At 62.9% G+C, this 14,879-nt stretch carries 15 protein-coding genes and 1 pseudogene; 9 read left to right on the top strand and 7 right to left on the bottom strand.

Translation table 11 applies throughout. From position 1 onward, the window contains the following. Positions 1-6 precede the first annotated feature (6 nt). Genes XI06_RS09280 through XI06_RS09265 form a run of 4 tightly spaced genes read right to left on the bottom strand, consistent with a single transcriptional unit; the run spans position 7 to position 3,674 of the window. Positions 7-1,248, bottom strand: coding sequence for an SDR family NAD(P)-dependent oxidoreductase (locus XI06_RS09280; RefSeq protein ID WP_271605115.1), 1,242 nt, complete (start codon positions 1,246-1,248; stop codon positions 7-9). Beyond that, a complete protein-coding gene (locus XI06_RS09275; RefSeq protein ID WP_271605114.1) occupies positions 1,245-2,423 on the bottom strand; it encodes a thiolase family protein in 1,179 nt (392 codons plus the stop codon). The genes XI06_RS09280 and XI06_RS09275 overlap by 4 nt, the downstream gene beginning before the upstream one ends. A 22-nt stretch (positions 2,424-2,445) precedes the next feature. Then, on the bottom strand, positions 2,446-2,871 hold the full coding sequence (locus XI06_RS09270; protein ID WP_237859433.1) for an organic hydroperoxide resistance protein: 426 nt from the start codon (positions 2,869-2,871) through the stop codon (positions 2,446-2,448). A gap of 20 nt (positions 2,872-2,891) precedes the next feature. Then, positions 2,892-3,674, bottom strand: a complete 783-nt coding sequence (locus tag XI06_RS09265; RefSeq protein WP_237858962.1) for an aspartate/glutamate racemase family protein — start codon at positions 3,672-3,674, stop codon at positions 2,892-2,894. 635 nt (positions 3,675-4,309) lie between these two features. Here XI06_RS09265 and XI06_RS09260 point away from each other — a divergent pair. From XI06_RS09260 to XI06_RS09230, 7 genes are all read left to right on the top strand, one after another. Further along, complete coding sequence (locus XI06_RS09260; RefSeq protein ID WP_237858963.1) at positions 4,310-5,458, top strand: ABC transporter substrate-binding protein; 1,149 nt, start codon at positions 4,310-4,312, stop codon at positions 5,456-5,458. 43 nt (positions 5,459-5,501) lie between these two features. Continuing rightward, on the top strand, positions 5,502-6,545 hold the full coding sequence (locus tag XI06_RS09255) for a branched-chain amino acid ABC transporter permease (protein ID WP_271605113.1): 1,044 nt from the start codon (positions 5,502-5,504) through the stop codon (positions 6,543-6,545). After that, positions 6,542-8,311, top strand: coding sequence for a branched-chain amino acid ABC transporter ATP-binding protein/permease (locus XI06_RS09250; protein WP_271605112.1), 1,770 nt, complete (start codon positions 6,542-6,544; stop codon positions 8,309-8,311). The genes XI06_RS09255 and XI06_RS09250 overlap by 4 nt, the downstream gene beginning before the upstream one ends. Beyond that, a complete protein-coding gene (locus XI06_RS09245; protein WP_271605111.1) occupies positions 8,308-9,021 on the top strand; it encodes an ABC transporter ATP-binding protein in 714 nt (237 codons plus the stop codon). Before XI06_RS09250 ends, XI06_RS09245 begins: the two co-directional genes overlap by 4 nt. Positions 9,022-9,524: 503 nt before the next feature. Then, a complete protein-coding gene (locus XI06_RS09240) occupies positions 9,525-10,694 on the top strand; it encodes a hypothetical protein (protein WP_271605110.1) in 1,170 nt (389 codons plus the stop codon). 12 nt (positions 10,695-10,706) lie between these two features. Next, positions 10,707-11,447, top strand: coding sequence for a hypothetical protein (locus tag XI06_RS09235; RefSeq protein ID WP_271605109.1), 741 nt, complete (start codon positions 10,707-10,709; stop codon positions 11,445-11,447). Continuing rightward, positions 11,440-11,787, top strand: coding sequence for a hypothetical protein (locus XI06_RS09230; RefSeq protein WP_237858972.1), 348 nt, complete (start codon positions 11,440-11,442; stop codon positions 11,785-11,787). The genes XI06_RS09235 and XI06_RS09230 overlap by 8 nt, the downstream gene beginning before the upstream one ends. Positions 11,788-11,909: 122 nt before the next feature. On the opposite strand, the gene XI06_RS09225 is transcribed toward XI06_RS09230, so the two are convergent. Continuing rightward, positions 11,910-12,578: an NAD(P)-dependent oxidoreductase gene (locus XI06_RS09225; protein WP_271605108.1), complete on the bottom strand. Its 669-nt coding sequence runs from the start codon at positions 12,576-12,578 to the stop codon at positions 11,910-11,912. 58 nt (positions 12,579-12,636) lie between these two features. After that, a pseudogene (locus XI06_RS09220) lies at positions 12,637-13,109 on the bottom strand (SRPBCC family protein). Positions 13,110-13,457: 348 nt separating this feature from the next. Between XI06_RS09220 and XI06_RS09215 the strand changes: the two are divergent. After that, positions 13,458-13,811 carry a cupin domain-containing protein gene (locus XI06_RS09215; protein ID WP_036024830.1) on the top strand — a complete coding sequence of 118 codons (354 nt, stop codon included), beginning with the start codon at positions 13,458-13,460 and terminating at the stop codon, positions 13,809-13,811. Here XI06_RS09215 and XI06_RS09210 read toward each other — a convergent pair whose 3' ends face one another. Beyond that, on the bottom strand, positions 13,812-14,192 hold the full coding sequence (locus tag XI06_RS09210) for a DUF4267 domain-containing protein (RefSeq protein WP_237858975.1): 381 nt from the start codon (positions 14,190-14,192) through the stop codon (positions 13,812-13,814). It abuts the gene before it with no gap. Positions 14,193-14,286: 94 nt separating this feature from the next. Between XI06_RS09210 and XI06_RS09205 the strand changes: the two genes are divergently transcribed. After that, entirely contained in the window at positions 14,287-14,856 is a 570-nt protein-coding gene (locus XI06_RS09205; RefSeq protein ID WP_237858976.1) for a TetR/AcrR family transcriptional regulator, read from the top strand. Positions 14,857-14,879 lie beyond the last annotated feature (23 nt).

The raw sequence follows: 14,879 nt of genomic DNA, 5'->3' as shown, positions 1-14,879 counted from the left end.
CGCTTCTTACCTGTCGAGTTCGCGCTCCAGCGCTTTTGGATTGGCCGCGAGACGCTGCCGAATCTCTTCGGCGACGTCTCCGACATACATCTCCTCGAGCCCAGCCTTAAGCCCGGATACGATCGCCTGCGCGATCGCGCGCGGCGCGACCTTCGGCGGTGGGACGGTCTGGAACCATTCGGTGTCGACGGGCCCAGTGAACAGATTCATCACCTTGACGCCGCCCGGCCGCAGCTCGGCGCGCAGACAATGCGAAAGCGACAGGCACGCTGCTTGCGAGGCCGAGTAGGCGCCAAACGCAGGCCAGTTCGCCAGTGCATAGACCGAGAGAATATTGACCCATGCGCTACTGCTATTGATGCCGTCGGCACCTCGCATTCGCATCGCAGGCCCAAAGGCCTGCGCGAGATTGATGAAGCCGAGATAGGCCTGGTCGATCTCATCGCGTGCAATGCTCGTGCCCCTGCGATCGAGCAGACCGCCCGGCCGCACATATTCCGTCGTGTTGACGAGGATATCGACCTTGCCGCCGACATCGGCGGCAAGGTCGGTGGCCGATTTCTCGTCGGCGGCATCGAGGGTCACGATCTCGATCCCATCCTGACCGCGCAACAGATTCTCGCCGGCGAACGGCCGCCACGGTTCGGCGACGCCGACGAACACGGTCTTGGCGCCTGCCGCCTTCAAGGCCGCGACGGCTTCCTGGCCGATCACAGTGCGGCCATTGGTCACGAGCACCCGCCGGAATTTCGGATCGGCCGTCATTTCCCGGTACTGTTTGTCGTCCGACATGTTCGGAGTCTCCCCCTCGGGATGGGCAAAGGCCACCGCCTGCCCGCTCTTGTCGAGTTGCAACGACATGCGGACGGCTGCGCCCTCTACGCAATCGCCATGAAGATGCGCGACAATTGTCGGACCGCAGTCCATCTTGACGAGGCCGATACGCCACGGCGCACGTTCGCGGAAATAGACATCGCTCGGCACGCGTGCCGTCGTCTCGGCGAGCAGCAGGCCTCGGCGCGGCGCATCGACGAAGGGAAGGTCGGACGACAAGCAGGACGGACATGCCTCACGCGCTGGATAAGCAAAAGAGCCGCAGGCGTCGCAGCGTTGCAGCATGAAGCGGCCTTCGGCGGCGGCCCGCGTGAATCCGTGCGACGTCCTGCTGCGCGCTCGCGGGGGCGACGCGGGCAGCCGCGTCCGCAGCAGCGGGTTCTTGCGCCGGGGCGGCTTGATCGGGTCAATCATCGCGAAGGCCCTGCAAGAATCGCGGCGCCAGAGGCGAGACCACGATCATAGTTGATCATCCCGAACCCCGAGGCCAGAGCGAGGCTCGCATTCCTGACCTGCGTGGGACCCGCAGTGCCCAGAACCTGCCGCAGCCCCTCGACGAGACCCAGATAAGCGCCGGCGGCGCCGGCCTGCCCAACCGAGAGTTGTCCGCCCGACGTGTTGTGGGGGAAGTCGCCGTCAATGGTGAGATCGTGCTGGCGCACGAATGCGGCACCTTCGCCCTTCCTGCAGAAGCCGAGATCCTCGAACTGCATCATGGTGATGATCGGATAGTCGTCATAGGTCTGCACGACATCCAGATCGTCAGGCTTCACGCCGGCCATCGCGTAGAGTTCGCCCACGTCCATCGCCCAGCCACCGCGCACCTGCATCGGATCGTCGGCAAAGGCATTGTGCCGCTCGATCGTCGACAGCAACCGCGCCGCAGGTAGACCCAGCGATGCCGCAGTCTCGTCGCGCATCACGAGGAACGCTTCCGCGCCGGCGCATGGCATCACGCAATCGAACAGATGAATGGGATCGGAGATCGGGCGGGCGGCCAGATATTGCTCCATCGTCAGCGGCACCTTCATCAGCGCGTGCGGATTGCGCAAGGCATTGGCGCGCTGGGCGACGGCGATCTTGCCGACATCCTCACGCGTGACCCCAAAGGTCCGCATGTAGTTGCGTGCAATCAGCGCAAAACTCGAATTGGCCCCGCCTGCGCCATAGGGATAGACGGCATCCTGGTTGAAGCGCGAGAAGTTCTCGAGCGTCAGCCTGAACGAATCGACGTGATTGGTGTCGCCGGCGACGCACGCCACGATGTCGGCGTCGCGCGCCTGAACCGCGCGCGCCGCCTTGCGCAGGCCTGCGATGGCGCTCGCGCCGCCGAGCGGGATCGTGTCGAGCCACCGGACGCACAGTCCGAAATGCTGCGTCAATCCAACTCCGCTGTCAGTCCCCATGGTGAAGCTGGAGACGCACAAGCCGTCGATGTCGGAGGCCTTGATGCCGGCCTGCGCAACGAGCGCATTCAGGGCACGGCCGATCCACCATTGCGCGCTCTCGATGGAGTAGCGCACATAGGGGATTGTGACGGGAGCCGCAATTACGACGCCGTCATACGGTGCGCGCAAGGAATTGGTCACCGACCGCCCTCGTTCATCCGCCTCAGACCACCGTCAGTTTCACGGCAATATTGCCGCGGGTTGCGTTCGAATAGGGGCAGCGCTCATGCGCGCCGGCAACGACCTGTTCCGCCACCGCCTTCTCGACGCCGGGCAGATTGACCTTCAGCTCGACAGCCAGCGCGTATCCGACCGGCACGGGCCCCATCGCAACCTTCGCAGTCACTGACGGCTCGGCAGAGGGCACCACCTTCCGCGTACGCGCGACGAGCTTGACCGCACCGAGAAAGCAGGCGGCATAGCCGGCAGCAAAAAGCTGCTCGGGATTGGTGCCTTCGCCCCCGGGGCCACCTAGCCCTTTCGGCACCGACAGCGACACCGACAACAGACCGTCGGTGCTGGCGGCCTTGCCATCCCGACCTCCGGTCGCCGTCACCTCGGTCTCGTACAGGATCTTTTCGGGAGTCATCACGATGGGTTCTCCAGGATTTAGCGGCTGTCACGGGCCAGCATTGCGCGGAAATCGATGCGCGCCTGGGCGCTGGCACGCTTGAAGCTCGGCCCGCGGCTGGGCTCGGTGCCGTTGAGCCTGCGGAGCTGCACCCACATCTCGGCGCTCTTCAGCGCCACGGCCGCACAGTTGACCACCGGCGCATGACCGACCTTCAGGCCATGCTCCTTCCCGACCAGAAGGCCCGGCAGCACGCCGGCCGGGATCACGACATCTGCGCCGCGCTCGACCAGCGGAAGGGCGCAGGCGACGAAATCCTTGATCATGCGGGCTTGCGCGGCGGCGTCGCCAGCGAATGCATCGGCAAAATCCTCCGGCTTGCAGCCGAGGCCGGTCACGTGGACGATGCGATCTCCGAGGCCGTAGCGCTCGGCTTGCTCATAATGCCAGACCTCGAAGACGGGATCGAGCGTCACAAGACCGAGACGCCGGCCGAGCTGCGAGGCCGCCAGCAACGTCGCCTCGCCGGTCCCGATCACGGGAATGTCGAGCGCTGAGCGCAGCTCGTAGAGGCCCGGATCCTGAAAATGCCCCATGACGAAGGCATCGAAGCCGCCCTCCTCCGCCGCGATGCCGTTGTCGATCGCCTGGACTGCGCAGCGTAGTTCCGCAAGCCGGCCGAACTCGCGGTCCGGCGGGCTGATGCCCTCGACGTGAACCGTCGTGCCTGGTGCAGCGATGTTGTTGAGGTATTCCGACAGCCGCGCCATGTAGGGCGCGTTCGCGCTCGCATCAACGAAGCTCTGCCAGAAGATGCGCATCGTCCTTCTCCTCAAACGTTGATCGGAGGATCGGTCGTCGGCTGCCGATGAATATATTTCAATCATAAACTAATTCGCGCGTCAAATGCGCGCGACGGCGACCTCAAGGCTCGCCTTTCAGAACCAGGCCGCACGACCTTTTTGCTCAACCGGACCGTCAAGAAGCGCCGCACACTGACGAAATTGTATGCAACAACATTTTTTTCTGACAGCCCCATGACACGTGTTGACGGCGCCACAGACGATACTTTAGGCTTTAAGTAATTCATCGCCGGCCAGAGACCGGCGGCCATGACAATGAATGTTGCAGGGCACCGATTTTGAGAGACTCGATCGTGTGGACAGTCGCCGGGCTCGAACAGCCGGCCGTAGCAGCAGCATCGCCGGCCGCGCATCGCGGCCGCACCGACGACCTTTCATCGCTCCGCAAAAGGCCCGCTTGCATCCGCCGGTGGGTTCGACGTTCACGCGACAAGCATCACCATGACTGCTGAGCGCCGGGGCGAACAAACTCTCTTCGGTCGCGCCCGGGATTTGGCGCCGCAGCAATGTTTTCAATCGATAGTTCGTCGTTCGGGGTCCCCGCGCGGCAGCTTCACGGCATTCCTATCCAGCATCAACGGAGGAGAACGCATATGCGCAAGACTCTGAGCTTCCTTGCATTCGCCGTCGGCATCGTCGCCGCCCCGGCTGCGCATGCCGACATCACGATCGGTTTCGTCACCTCGCTCAGCGGCAACGGCTCGTCGATCGGCATCCCCTACGGGCGCGGCATCAATGCGGCCTATGAATACAAGAAGACCATCAACGGCGAGACCATCCGCCTGATCCAGCTGGATGACGGCTCCGACCCATCGGCCGCGACCCGCAACGCACGCAAGCTGGTGGAAGAAGAGAAGGTGGACCTCCTGATCGGCACGGCTACTGCGCCCTCGACCATCGCCATGGCGGCGGTGGCGAGCGAGTTGAAGGTGCCGATGATCGCGGTCTCGCCGATCGGCAAGCTGCCTGATACGCCCGAGCAATGGGTGGTGTCCGTGCCGCAGCCGGCCTCCCTCCTCGTCAAGATCGTCGCCGATCGCATGAAACGCGATGGCATGAAGAACATCGGCTATATCGGCTTCTCCGACGCCTGGGGCGATCTCGTCTATAACGGTGCCAAGGCGGCCGAAGCCGCTGGCGACATCAAGATCCAAAGCAACGAGCGCTATGCCCGTACCGACACCTCGGTGACCGCGCAGATCCTCAAGGTCCTGGCCGCGCGGCCGGACGCCGTGCTGGACGGCGGCTCGGGAACGCAGGGCGCGCTGCCTCTCCTCAGCCTCGCCGACCGCGGCTTCAAGGGAAACACCTACGGCACGGTGGCTCTGGTCAATCCGGACTTCGTGAATGTCGGCGGCAAGGCGGCCGACGGCATCCAGGTTTCCGCAGGTCCCGTGATCGTCGCCGAGCAGCTGCCTGACGACCACTTCGCCAAGAAGATCGCGCTGGAATTCCGCAGTGTCTACCAGAAGGTCCACAACATCCCGACCACCGACGGCTTTTCCGCCTATTCCTTCGACGCCTGGCTGATCTTCGCCAACGCCGCGGAGCGTGCGCTGAAGACCGCGAAACCGGGCACAGTGGAATTCCGCGCGGCGCTGCGAGACGCGATCCTCAGCACCAAGGAGCTGGCCGGCGTGCATGCCGTCTATAACTTCAAGCCAGGTTCGGTGACCGGCGTCGACGAGCGTTCGCTCGTCGTGGTGCGCCTGAACGGCGGCGCCTGGAAGTACGCGCCGTAGCCGGACGGCGGCTGGCCAGCACAACAAGGGGACGGCGTTCTCAATGACGAGCGACATCGCAGCCATTCTTGCGATCGACGGGATCGCCACCGGCGCGGTCTATGCGCTGGTGGCGATCGGAACCGTCCTCATCTTCACGGTGACACGGGTCATCTTCATCCCCTTTGGCGACATCGCTGCCTTTACGGCGCTGACGCTGGCCGCCCTCGATGCGAAGCGCTTTCCGGGCACGGGCGCGTTGGTCGTGATCCTGGCGTGCCTCGCGACCCTGATGGAGATCATCTCGCTGGTGCGCGCGGGCGAGCTTCGGCTGCTTCCGCGGGCGCTGTTTTTCTATCTCGTTCTGCCGCTGGCCGTGGTTGGCATTGCCTGGCTGACGATGCGCGCCGATCCTCCTCTCGCCGTCAGGCTCTTGCTCGCCTTGATGCTGATCACGCCGATTGCCCCGCTCTTGGACCGGATCGTCTTTCGTCCCATCGCGGACGGAACCGTGCTGTTGCTGCTAACCGTCTCGGTCGCGCTACACTTCGCGCTGGTCGGCCTCGGGCTCCTCTTCTTCGGCCCCGAAGGTGTGCGAACCGAACCGCTGACCTCGTTCTCCACCGAATTCGCCGGCGTGTTGATCTCGGGCCAGACCATGCTGATCGTGATTGCTGCCCTCGTCTTCTCCGGCCTGCTCTATCTCTTCTTCGACTTCACGCTGGTCGGCAAATCGTTGCGCGCCACCGCGGTGAACCGGACCGGCTCGCGCCTGATGGGCATCCGCCCCGCCCGCGCCGGCACCATCGCTTATCTCCTGGGCTCGCTGATGGCCGGCGTCTCCGGCATCCTGATCGCACCTGTCAACACCGTATTCTATGATTCCGGCTTCCTGATCGGCCTCAAGGCCTTTGTCGGCGCCATCGTCGGCGGCATGACCAGCTATCCCGGAGCCGCAATCGGCGCCGTCGGCGTCGGCATCCTCGAAAGCTTCGCCTCCTTCCAGAGCAGCGCGCTGAAGGATGTCATCGTATTCTCGCTGCTGATCCCGATCCTGATCTGGCGATCGCTCGCCTCGCTGCATTCCGAGGAGGAGATCGAGGAATGACGCGCCTTCACGTTCAGCTCGCGGCTGTGGCGGCCGTTGTATGTCTCGCGCTCGCGCCGCTGGTGCTCAGCCCGTTCAGCATCACGCTGATGAACTATATCGGCATCTATTCGCTGGTCGCGATCGGCCTTGCGCTCCTCACCGGCGTCGGCGGCATCGTGTCGTTTGGACAGGCCGCTTTCGTCGGTGTCGCCGCCTATGCCACCGCCTGGGTCTCCGCGCTGAACGGATACTCGCCGTGGCTCGGCCTCGTCTTCGGCGTGGCGCTGACCTGCTGCGTCGCTGGCATCCTTGGTGTAGTCACCTTGCGGCTGCAGGGCCATTTCCTGTCGCTCTCGACTGTCGCCTGGGGCCTCGCCATCGGCTTCCTGTTCGGCAATGTCGACGGGCTCGGCCGCTTCAACGGCATCTCGTCGATCCCGCCGATCAGCGTCGGATCATTCGCGCTTGTGTCCAGCGTCCAGATCTATTTCCTGATCTGGGGCATCGTCGCCGTGGTCCTCTTCCTCGGCTACAACCTCTTGGACTCCCGGCTCGGCCGCGCCATGCGCGCGCTGCGCGGCGGCAACATCCTGGTCGAGAGCCTCGGCATCAATGCCTTCCGGATCAAGCTCGTCACCTTCGTGATCGCGGCGTTCCTCGCCTCGCTCTCCGGCTGGCTTTACGCCCATATGAGCCGCTTCATCAGCCCGGGGCCGTTCGACGCCGGCATGGGCATAGAATATCTGATGATGTCGATGGTCGGCGGCGCCGGCAGCTTGCTTGGCGGCGTCGTGGGGGCTGCCATCGTCACGCTTCTGAAGAACAGCGTGCAGGACTATCTGCCACTGATCGCCAAGGGCGCATCCGGCCAGCTCGAGATCGTCGCCTTCTCCGCGCTGTTCATCCTGTTCCTGCAATGGGCCCGCCAAGGCATCGTGCCGTTCGTCGCGCGCTATCTGCCGAAGATCAAGCGCGAGCGGCCGCCGGCCGCGCCACCCCTGCCCCGCCGCCCGCAGCCGACACCGGGCGAGTTGCTTCTGAAAGTCGACGGTGCCGAGCGCCGGTTCGGCGGCCTCGTCGCGGTGAACAATGTCAGCTTCGAAGTCCGCTCCGGCGAGATCCTCGCCGTCATCGGCCCGAACGGCGCCGGCAAGAGCACGATGTTCAATTGCCTGACCGGCGCGCTTCGCGTGAACAAGGGCGAGATCGTCTTTGCCGGGCGCCCGATCACGCGCGATCCGCAGTCCCGCATCGCCAAGGCCGGCGTCGCCAGGACGTTCCAGCATGTGAAGCTGCGGCCGCGCATGAGCCTGCTCGAGAACGTCATGCTCGGCACCTATGCGCGCACCCGCGCCGGCCTGTTCGCCGGCGCCTTCCGCCTCAACCGGCGCGAGGAGGCGAGCATCCGGCACGAGGCCTTGATGCAGCTCGAACGCGTCGGGCTCGGCGACAAGCCGTTCGAGCTTGCCGGCAATCTTCCGCTCGGCAACCAGCGCATCCTCGAGATCGCCCGCGCGCTCGCCGCGGATCCGGCGCTGCTGGTGCTCGACGAGCCGGCCGCCGGCCTGCGCCGCCAGGAGAAGCTGCGGCTGGCCGAGCTGCTACGGTCACTGCGATCGGACCATCTCACCATCCTGATCGTCGAGCACGACATGGAGTTCGTGATGTCGCTGGTCGACCGCATCGTGGTGCTCGATTTCGGCTCGAAACTTTGCGAAGGCGCGCCCGCCGCGATCCGCAGCGACGAGCGCGTGCAAGAGGCCTATCTCGGAGGCGTCGCGTGACCGAGATGTTTTCGATGACTGACGTCACCGTCTGCTACGACAATGTCGAAGCGGTGCGCAACGTTTCGCTGTCGGTCGAGGAAGGGCAGATTGTCACCGTGATCGGCCCGAACGGTGCCGGCAAGACCACGCTCTTGATGGCAGCGATCGGCCTGCTCGCTTCGCGCGGCCGCCTCGTCTTTCAGGGCAATGACATCGGCAGGATGTCGGTCGAGGATCGCGTCGAGCGCCGGCTGTGCCTGGTGCCGGAAAAGCGCGAGCTGTTCTCCGACATGTCGGTCGCCGACAATCTCCTGCTCGGCTCCTACAGCCTGCGCGATCGCTCCGGCGTGCAGAAGACGCTCCACGAGGTCTACGACCGCTTCCCGCGCCTGAAGGAGCGGCAGCGCCAGGCCGCCGGCACCCTCTCCGGCGGCGAGCGCCAGATGCTCGCGCTCGGCCGCGCGCTGATGGCGAAGCCCAAGCTGCTGATGCTGGACGAGCCGAGCCTCGGCCTTGCGCCGCTGATCGTGCGCGAGATCTTCCGCACCATCGCCTCGCTGCGCGATCTCGGCGTCTCCATCCTGCTGGTCGAGCAGAACGCCCGCGCCGCGCTGGAGACCGCCGACTACGGCTACGTGCTGGAGACCGGCGAGATCGTGCAGTCGGGTCCCGCGAAGGATCTGATCCACGATAAGAGGCTGATCACGGCCTATCTCGGCGGGCATTGAGGCCGGTCCGACCAGAACAGCCGAAAACAACCCCATGCACAGTAGCCGGTAGCATCGACGTCAATGGCTTAGTCCTCTCTTGCGGATTTTGCGAAATTCGCTTGTTCCGTCGGGCAAAACAGTGGCATAGTGTCATCATCCCGCTCGTGACCCAAGCGCTAACACTTGCGTCCCGGGCGCGCACGCAAAGGCGAATGCCGGGTTCGGACGGCCACGCGGAAGTCTCAAGGTCAGCCAAAGCGTTATGCGCGCCCCCCCCGGGGGCCGGCGTCGTTCAAGCCAGAGGCATGCCGAATCCGGTTTTGATAGCGGATTGAACCGACGGCAATTCACCTCACTGCTTTACCTAGCATAGTGTGAAGTACATCATATTAAACCCCTGCGTGCAGTGCTCTACTTAGCGAATATTCGACTGCACGACGATCAATTCGAAATGAAGCCCATGCTCGTCGACACCAAAGGCTCGCGAGCTAAGCCATGTCCTGCCGAGGGAGGCTAACTCCATGGTGTGGCTACTGATCGGTTGGAAGAAATATTATGAGACACCAGTTGACGAGTCCGGCGCCGCGGTCGGTCCCGCGCGACTCGTTCGCGAGGAACCAATCTACGCAGATTTATCTCCTCAAGAGCTAGAGCGATACCACGCCTTATCCGACGACCAAGAACGACAGAAATTTTTAGAGGGCGTCACCACCACCACTTCCAAGCCTCCGGACTATGAGCCTTCTGTTGAGTCCTTGCGGGACTTGACGCGCGAACTTTCTGACCTGGCAACAAAGATCCAGGTCCGTTCAGAAGGCAGTCGTGCACATAATCGCGCCGCTGCGGAGACGAGCGTCAATGCACAGGATAGTTCTGCTGAACCAACCGGTCGAGTGACGTCCAATCGCGCCGCTGGGGCGCGTCCCCGAACAACGTCCGAGAATCGTTCAACAGATGGAGCAACTGGCGGCGCCATCAAAGCCTTGGGGAGACTCATTCGCGATCGCGCCTCGAGAAGCGGCGCAGAAATCACGGCCAGCCCGGAGGCTGAAACGGATGCCGCAAGCGCTGACCCGGATCCATTTCAATCTCCGTTTTCATGTAACGTGGTCGCGACTTTTGACGAATTTTGCAAAAAGGCGAACTTCAACCCTCCTACTCCCCTCGCCTTCGACACGCTGCGCCTCTTCAAGGAGTTCGAAAAGGAAAAACAGCCGCAGTTACCAACTGAAATGCGGCTAGCGCTATCAGCGGAACGAAGGAGATTGGAGAGCACGATTGCCCAACATCAGTGGCGATTGGAGGCCGTCAAAGGAAAGCTCGGTACATTGCCTTGGCGCGCACTGGCGATCTCTTCGTCTGGACTGAAGCGAAAGAGAAGGAAGAGCCGTGAGCTGTTGCTCCTCGACGAGCTCAACGTGCGGGGTGCTGCCTGGACAAAATTGGGCCAAGCGAAGGTCAGTTTTGACCCCGACCCGATTGGTAAAGCTACAAGACAAAAGATCAACCAGGCTGCGCGCCTTCTCGCTTCGGATTGGTCGGACAAGATACGTGTAGAAGATCAAGGCGTATTCTCTGTCTACCAGGACACTGAAGAGGGCCAGACAATTATTCAATTCGCATCGGGACAAGCGGGCAGTGTTTTCGTTACCTTGCCGGGCCTTCTCGATCCGACAGACGTCGCAAGATAGGTCTTGGAGGCAATGCGAGGCGCGCTGGCCGATGGACTTAATCCATCGGATCCGGTGGTCGTTCTAAATGGTGCGTTCCCAGAAATAAACATGAAGGAAATAATATCCGGGCGAGTTGTCGTGAGATCGCGATCCGATCAGGCCGAGCCGATAATGCAACGGATTGGGATGCTCTATGACAGGGCTCCACTCACACCAGAGAACACGTCAATTCTTTCGGCAATGCCAGAATCGGCGGAGGACCTCGCCCGCTTAGGTCTCGATTCTGCGGATTTTGATCTTTGGGAAGCATTACCTCAAGCCTACGGGCAAACGATAGCTGACCGCGGTTTCTCGCCTGCCTCTACCACACATGCGACAGCGTCAGAGTTCTCCCGCGCGCTGCGGAGCAAGGAGAACGTGATCGTCCTGGTTGCTCACGCAGAGAGCGACTGTCTCTATTTCCCGGACGGATCGCAAGTGCGGCCTGCCGATATCGAAGCGATGCGCGACGAGATCGATCGCAACAAGCCGGTTGTCTATCTCTTTTGTTGCGAGACGGCACAATACTCAATGGTGGAGTCCATTTCTCAAACCCTGTTGCGGTGTGGTGCGGCGGCCGTAGTGGCCCCTCAGGAAACCATTCGGCCGGATCTATCGCGACCGTTGTTCTCCAACTTCCTTGCGCTGGCCTCGGGACAGCCCCCAATTACGGGTCTTCGTGACGCTGAAAATGCTACCGGCAATTACAGTATGGAGACGTGGCTTGGCTAACATCATCAACTACTTTTCACTTTGGACTACGGTCCCCGAACTCGGCGGTTCGAGCGGTCAAAGCCGTGTGCGACAACCCTTGATCCTCTTGGGTGTCTTGCTCGGCGCGTTGGCCAAGGTCGTCTACGACTGGCTGACTTCTCAGGCATCCGCTTCGCTCAGTTGGTCATCTTTTGCTGTGGCGGCGATTGCCGGGCTCGTTGCCTTTCCTTACCTATACGAGAAGGCTGGTCTCAACCGCGGGCAGCTCACTTTGGCTAAGTGGTTAGTAGCATTTCAAAATGGCTTCTTCTGGAGCGTTGCAATGGATGCGATATCCAAGCTCCACGGGCACGGTTGAAAGCGCGGGCTCGGCCCTATGATTTTGGAGTCATCTTTCCAATTTGCAAACACACCCGGCGAGATTCTCGCGCCGTTTCCATCCACCATCGCCCTCACGGGAGGAAGCAGAGGCCTCGCCCCTCACCCCGTGATCAACGGAGCACGATGCAGCCAATCATCGCTGCGCAGTTGATCAAGAACGAATGTCGCGACGTCCTGTCGGGAGATGCTGCCGCCGTGCAAATCAGAGAGATCCGTCAGGGCCCGTACCGAGCCGCGGCCTGGCTTGTCGTTCAGAACAGTGGGACGAATGAGGACCCAGTCGAGCCCGCTCTCCCTCACGATGGCTTCCTGCCTGTCCTTGTCGGCATACACCTTATTCAAAAGCAGCGGGAAGATCAGGCGATCGAAGAGGAAGCCGCCGTGCCCGCGGCTGTCGCCGGCGCCCATCCCCGTGATGGCCACCAGACGAGAGACGCGCTCGGCCGTCATCGCCTGGACGAGCGCGCGCGTCGCGGTCGTGAGCAGCGTCACCTCGCGGAAGGGACTTGCCGGCGTGCCGAGCGCGCTGACGACGGCGTCCTGTCCCCTGAGCACTTCGCGAAGCACCTTCTCGTCGCGCACGTCGCCGACAACGAGCCGGGCGCCGTTCAGATCGCCGGCCTTTTCCGGTGACCGCGCCAGCGCGGTGACCTGATGGCCGCGAGCCAGCGCCTGCTTGACGATCTGGCGACCGGTGCCGCCGGTTGCGCCAAGAACCAGGATATTCGTTGCGGATGTCTTCGCGTTGTTGTCCGTGAGCGTGTTCATTGTTGCCTCCATGAATGAGAGTGATCAGGGACCAGATTGCTCGGCGTAATGGGATTGGTCAGAGCGTGCCGTCGGCCAGCAGCTCGCGGGTGCGCTTGAGCGTCGACAGCAGCGCGGCCCTGTAGCCCTTGTCGCTGTCGGACTGCGCCGCTCGGCCCGCTCCTCGGGACCATCAGGCCGCTTTCCGCGCAGGCCGACGTAGCAGTAGAACCTGAGCTGCAGCTCGCCGGCGTCGTTCTCGACGATCTCGTTGACGATGACGCCTTCGCGCGGGCCGGTGGCCTGGAAGAACGTGACCTTGCTCTGAGCTTCGAGCGTGATGATCTCGCGCAGATCCGCGCCGGCGATCGTGGCTTCGCGCACCAGGTGCGTTGCGCTCCCCTCGACGACGTCGCAGCGCGTGCAGAGGCCGGGCGGCAGAAAAAGGCGGGCGTCGCGCGCCTTGAGCTCCAGCCCTTTCCAGACCTGCTCGCGGGTCAGCGTGGCTTCGCCCTCAGGGTTCACGGGGACGGTGGCGGTCGAATAGATCATGACGATCGTCCTTGTCGCTGTGGTTGACGTTCGGCCGCGTCAGCGGTGTCGACCGAGTTCGTAGCCACGAAACTAGCGATCCAAATCAATCACGATAGCCGACGATTTTGGACAGTTCGTCTCACTGGTGGAACGGTCGCTTCCGAGAGCGAGCGGCCGTCAGGCCGGGCGCCCGCAATCGCTTGAGCACCGGCAGGCTCGTCATGGTTCCGGCTATGGCGATGCGGAACTCGTGCGCCTCTCGGCCATGCCTAAGTCGCAGCAGTCTCGTTCCGTGATTGAGCTCGTGCTAACCAGCACGCCCCCGTCTTGCAAACGTGGACCAGACCGCTCGCTCAAGGAAACGCCATGAAAGCACCCGCAAATCTCGCCGAGAAGCTCGCAACATTCACCGACCGTTTCTCTCCGCGCACGGTCGCGACTTACAACGACAATGACATTATGGTGGCCAAGCTCGAGGGGCCCTTTCATTGGCACAAGCACGAGGATACGGACGACTTTTTTCTCGTGCTCAGCGGGACGCTCGACATCGAACTTCGGGATCGCACGGTCACACTCAACCCGGGCGAGGTTTTTGTCGTCCCCAAGGGCGTTGAGCACAGGCCCGTGGCGCGGGGCGAAGTGCACATCCTCTTGATCGAACCGACGGGGACGCCGAATTCGGGTGACAAGGCCACCGCGGCGCCTCGTATCCTCGTCTGATCAACCCGCGTTCGCGATCAGAGGGATCGCCGCCAGGATCATCAGCGCCGCGGTGAGGCCATGGACACCCAACGCCCTCGCCGTCGAGCCCTTCGCGGCGAGGATGAGCGACATGTCACCCACGGGGATGATCGCTTCGATCAGCAGCACCACGCCGAGCATCCGCGGGCCGCCCCACGCCATCAAGGCGAGCACGACCAGTCCCGAGACGACGTCGCGCACGCCCTTGAGCCGCAGCCACCAGGCGACGTTCGGCCCCTGCTCGGGAAGCGGCAGGCCAAAGCTCTGCGTCGCGGCCCGCGGGTTGGTCAGGTACATGACTCCGATGGCGATGATGCCGAGGGCCGCTAGCCACGCCACAGCGATTGAAAACCAGGACATAGACGTCTCCTTCTTTCGTTGCTAACTATTCTAGCATTGCTAGATTATCAAGTATCGCTATTATGTCTGATCATCACGGTTTGGAGATCAGGTCTTGGGTGTCGCCGAGAGGAAAACCAGGGAGCGGGCCGACCGGGAGCACCGCATCACGGCGGCAGCTCGGCTGATTGCCGAGCGGGAGGGATGGCCTGCCGTCACGATCCGGCGGCTTGCCGACGAGATCGAATACAGCCAGCCTGTGGTCTATTCTCACTTCGAGAACAGGGACGCGATCGTGACAGCGGTCGCGCTCGAAGGGTTCGGCGAACTCGCCAAAGCGCTTCGAAAGGCCGCGCACCGATCGGGAGATCGAGGAAAAGCGATCGAGAACGTCGCAATGGCGTATCTCACCTTTGCGCGCCAGCACCCGGCGCTCTATGAGGCGATGTTCACTCTGCCGACCAGCCTCCGCTTCGCGGAAGCCGACACCAAGCCGGAGTTGAAGGACGGTTTTGCGGCGCTGGCTTCCGTGGTCGCGCCGTCGAGAGGCGACGTCGAGGTCGCGACCGAGACATTCTGGGCGGCTCTTCACGGATTGGCCGAGCTCGAGCGCTCCGGTCGGATCAGGAAGAGTGCGCGAGATCAGCGAATAGCGTTGGTGGTGCGCGGACTTCTTGACTCCTGAGCAAGACAAGACGACCGCGCAGT

The sequence above is a fragment of the Bradyrhizobium sp. CCBAU 11434 genome, assembly GCF_028128895.1.
GTDB lineage: Bacteria > Pseudomonadota > Alphaproteobacteria > Rhizobiales > Xanthobacteraceae > Bradyrhizobium > Bradyrhizobium zhengyangense.
This window is presented reverse-complemented; position numbering and strand designations above follow the sequence as displayed.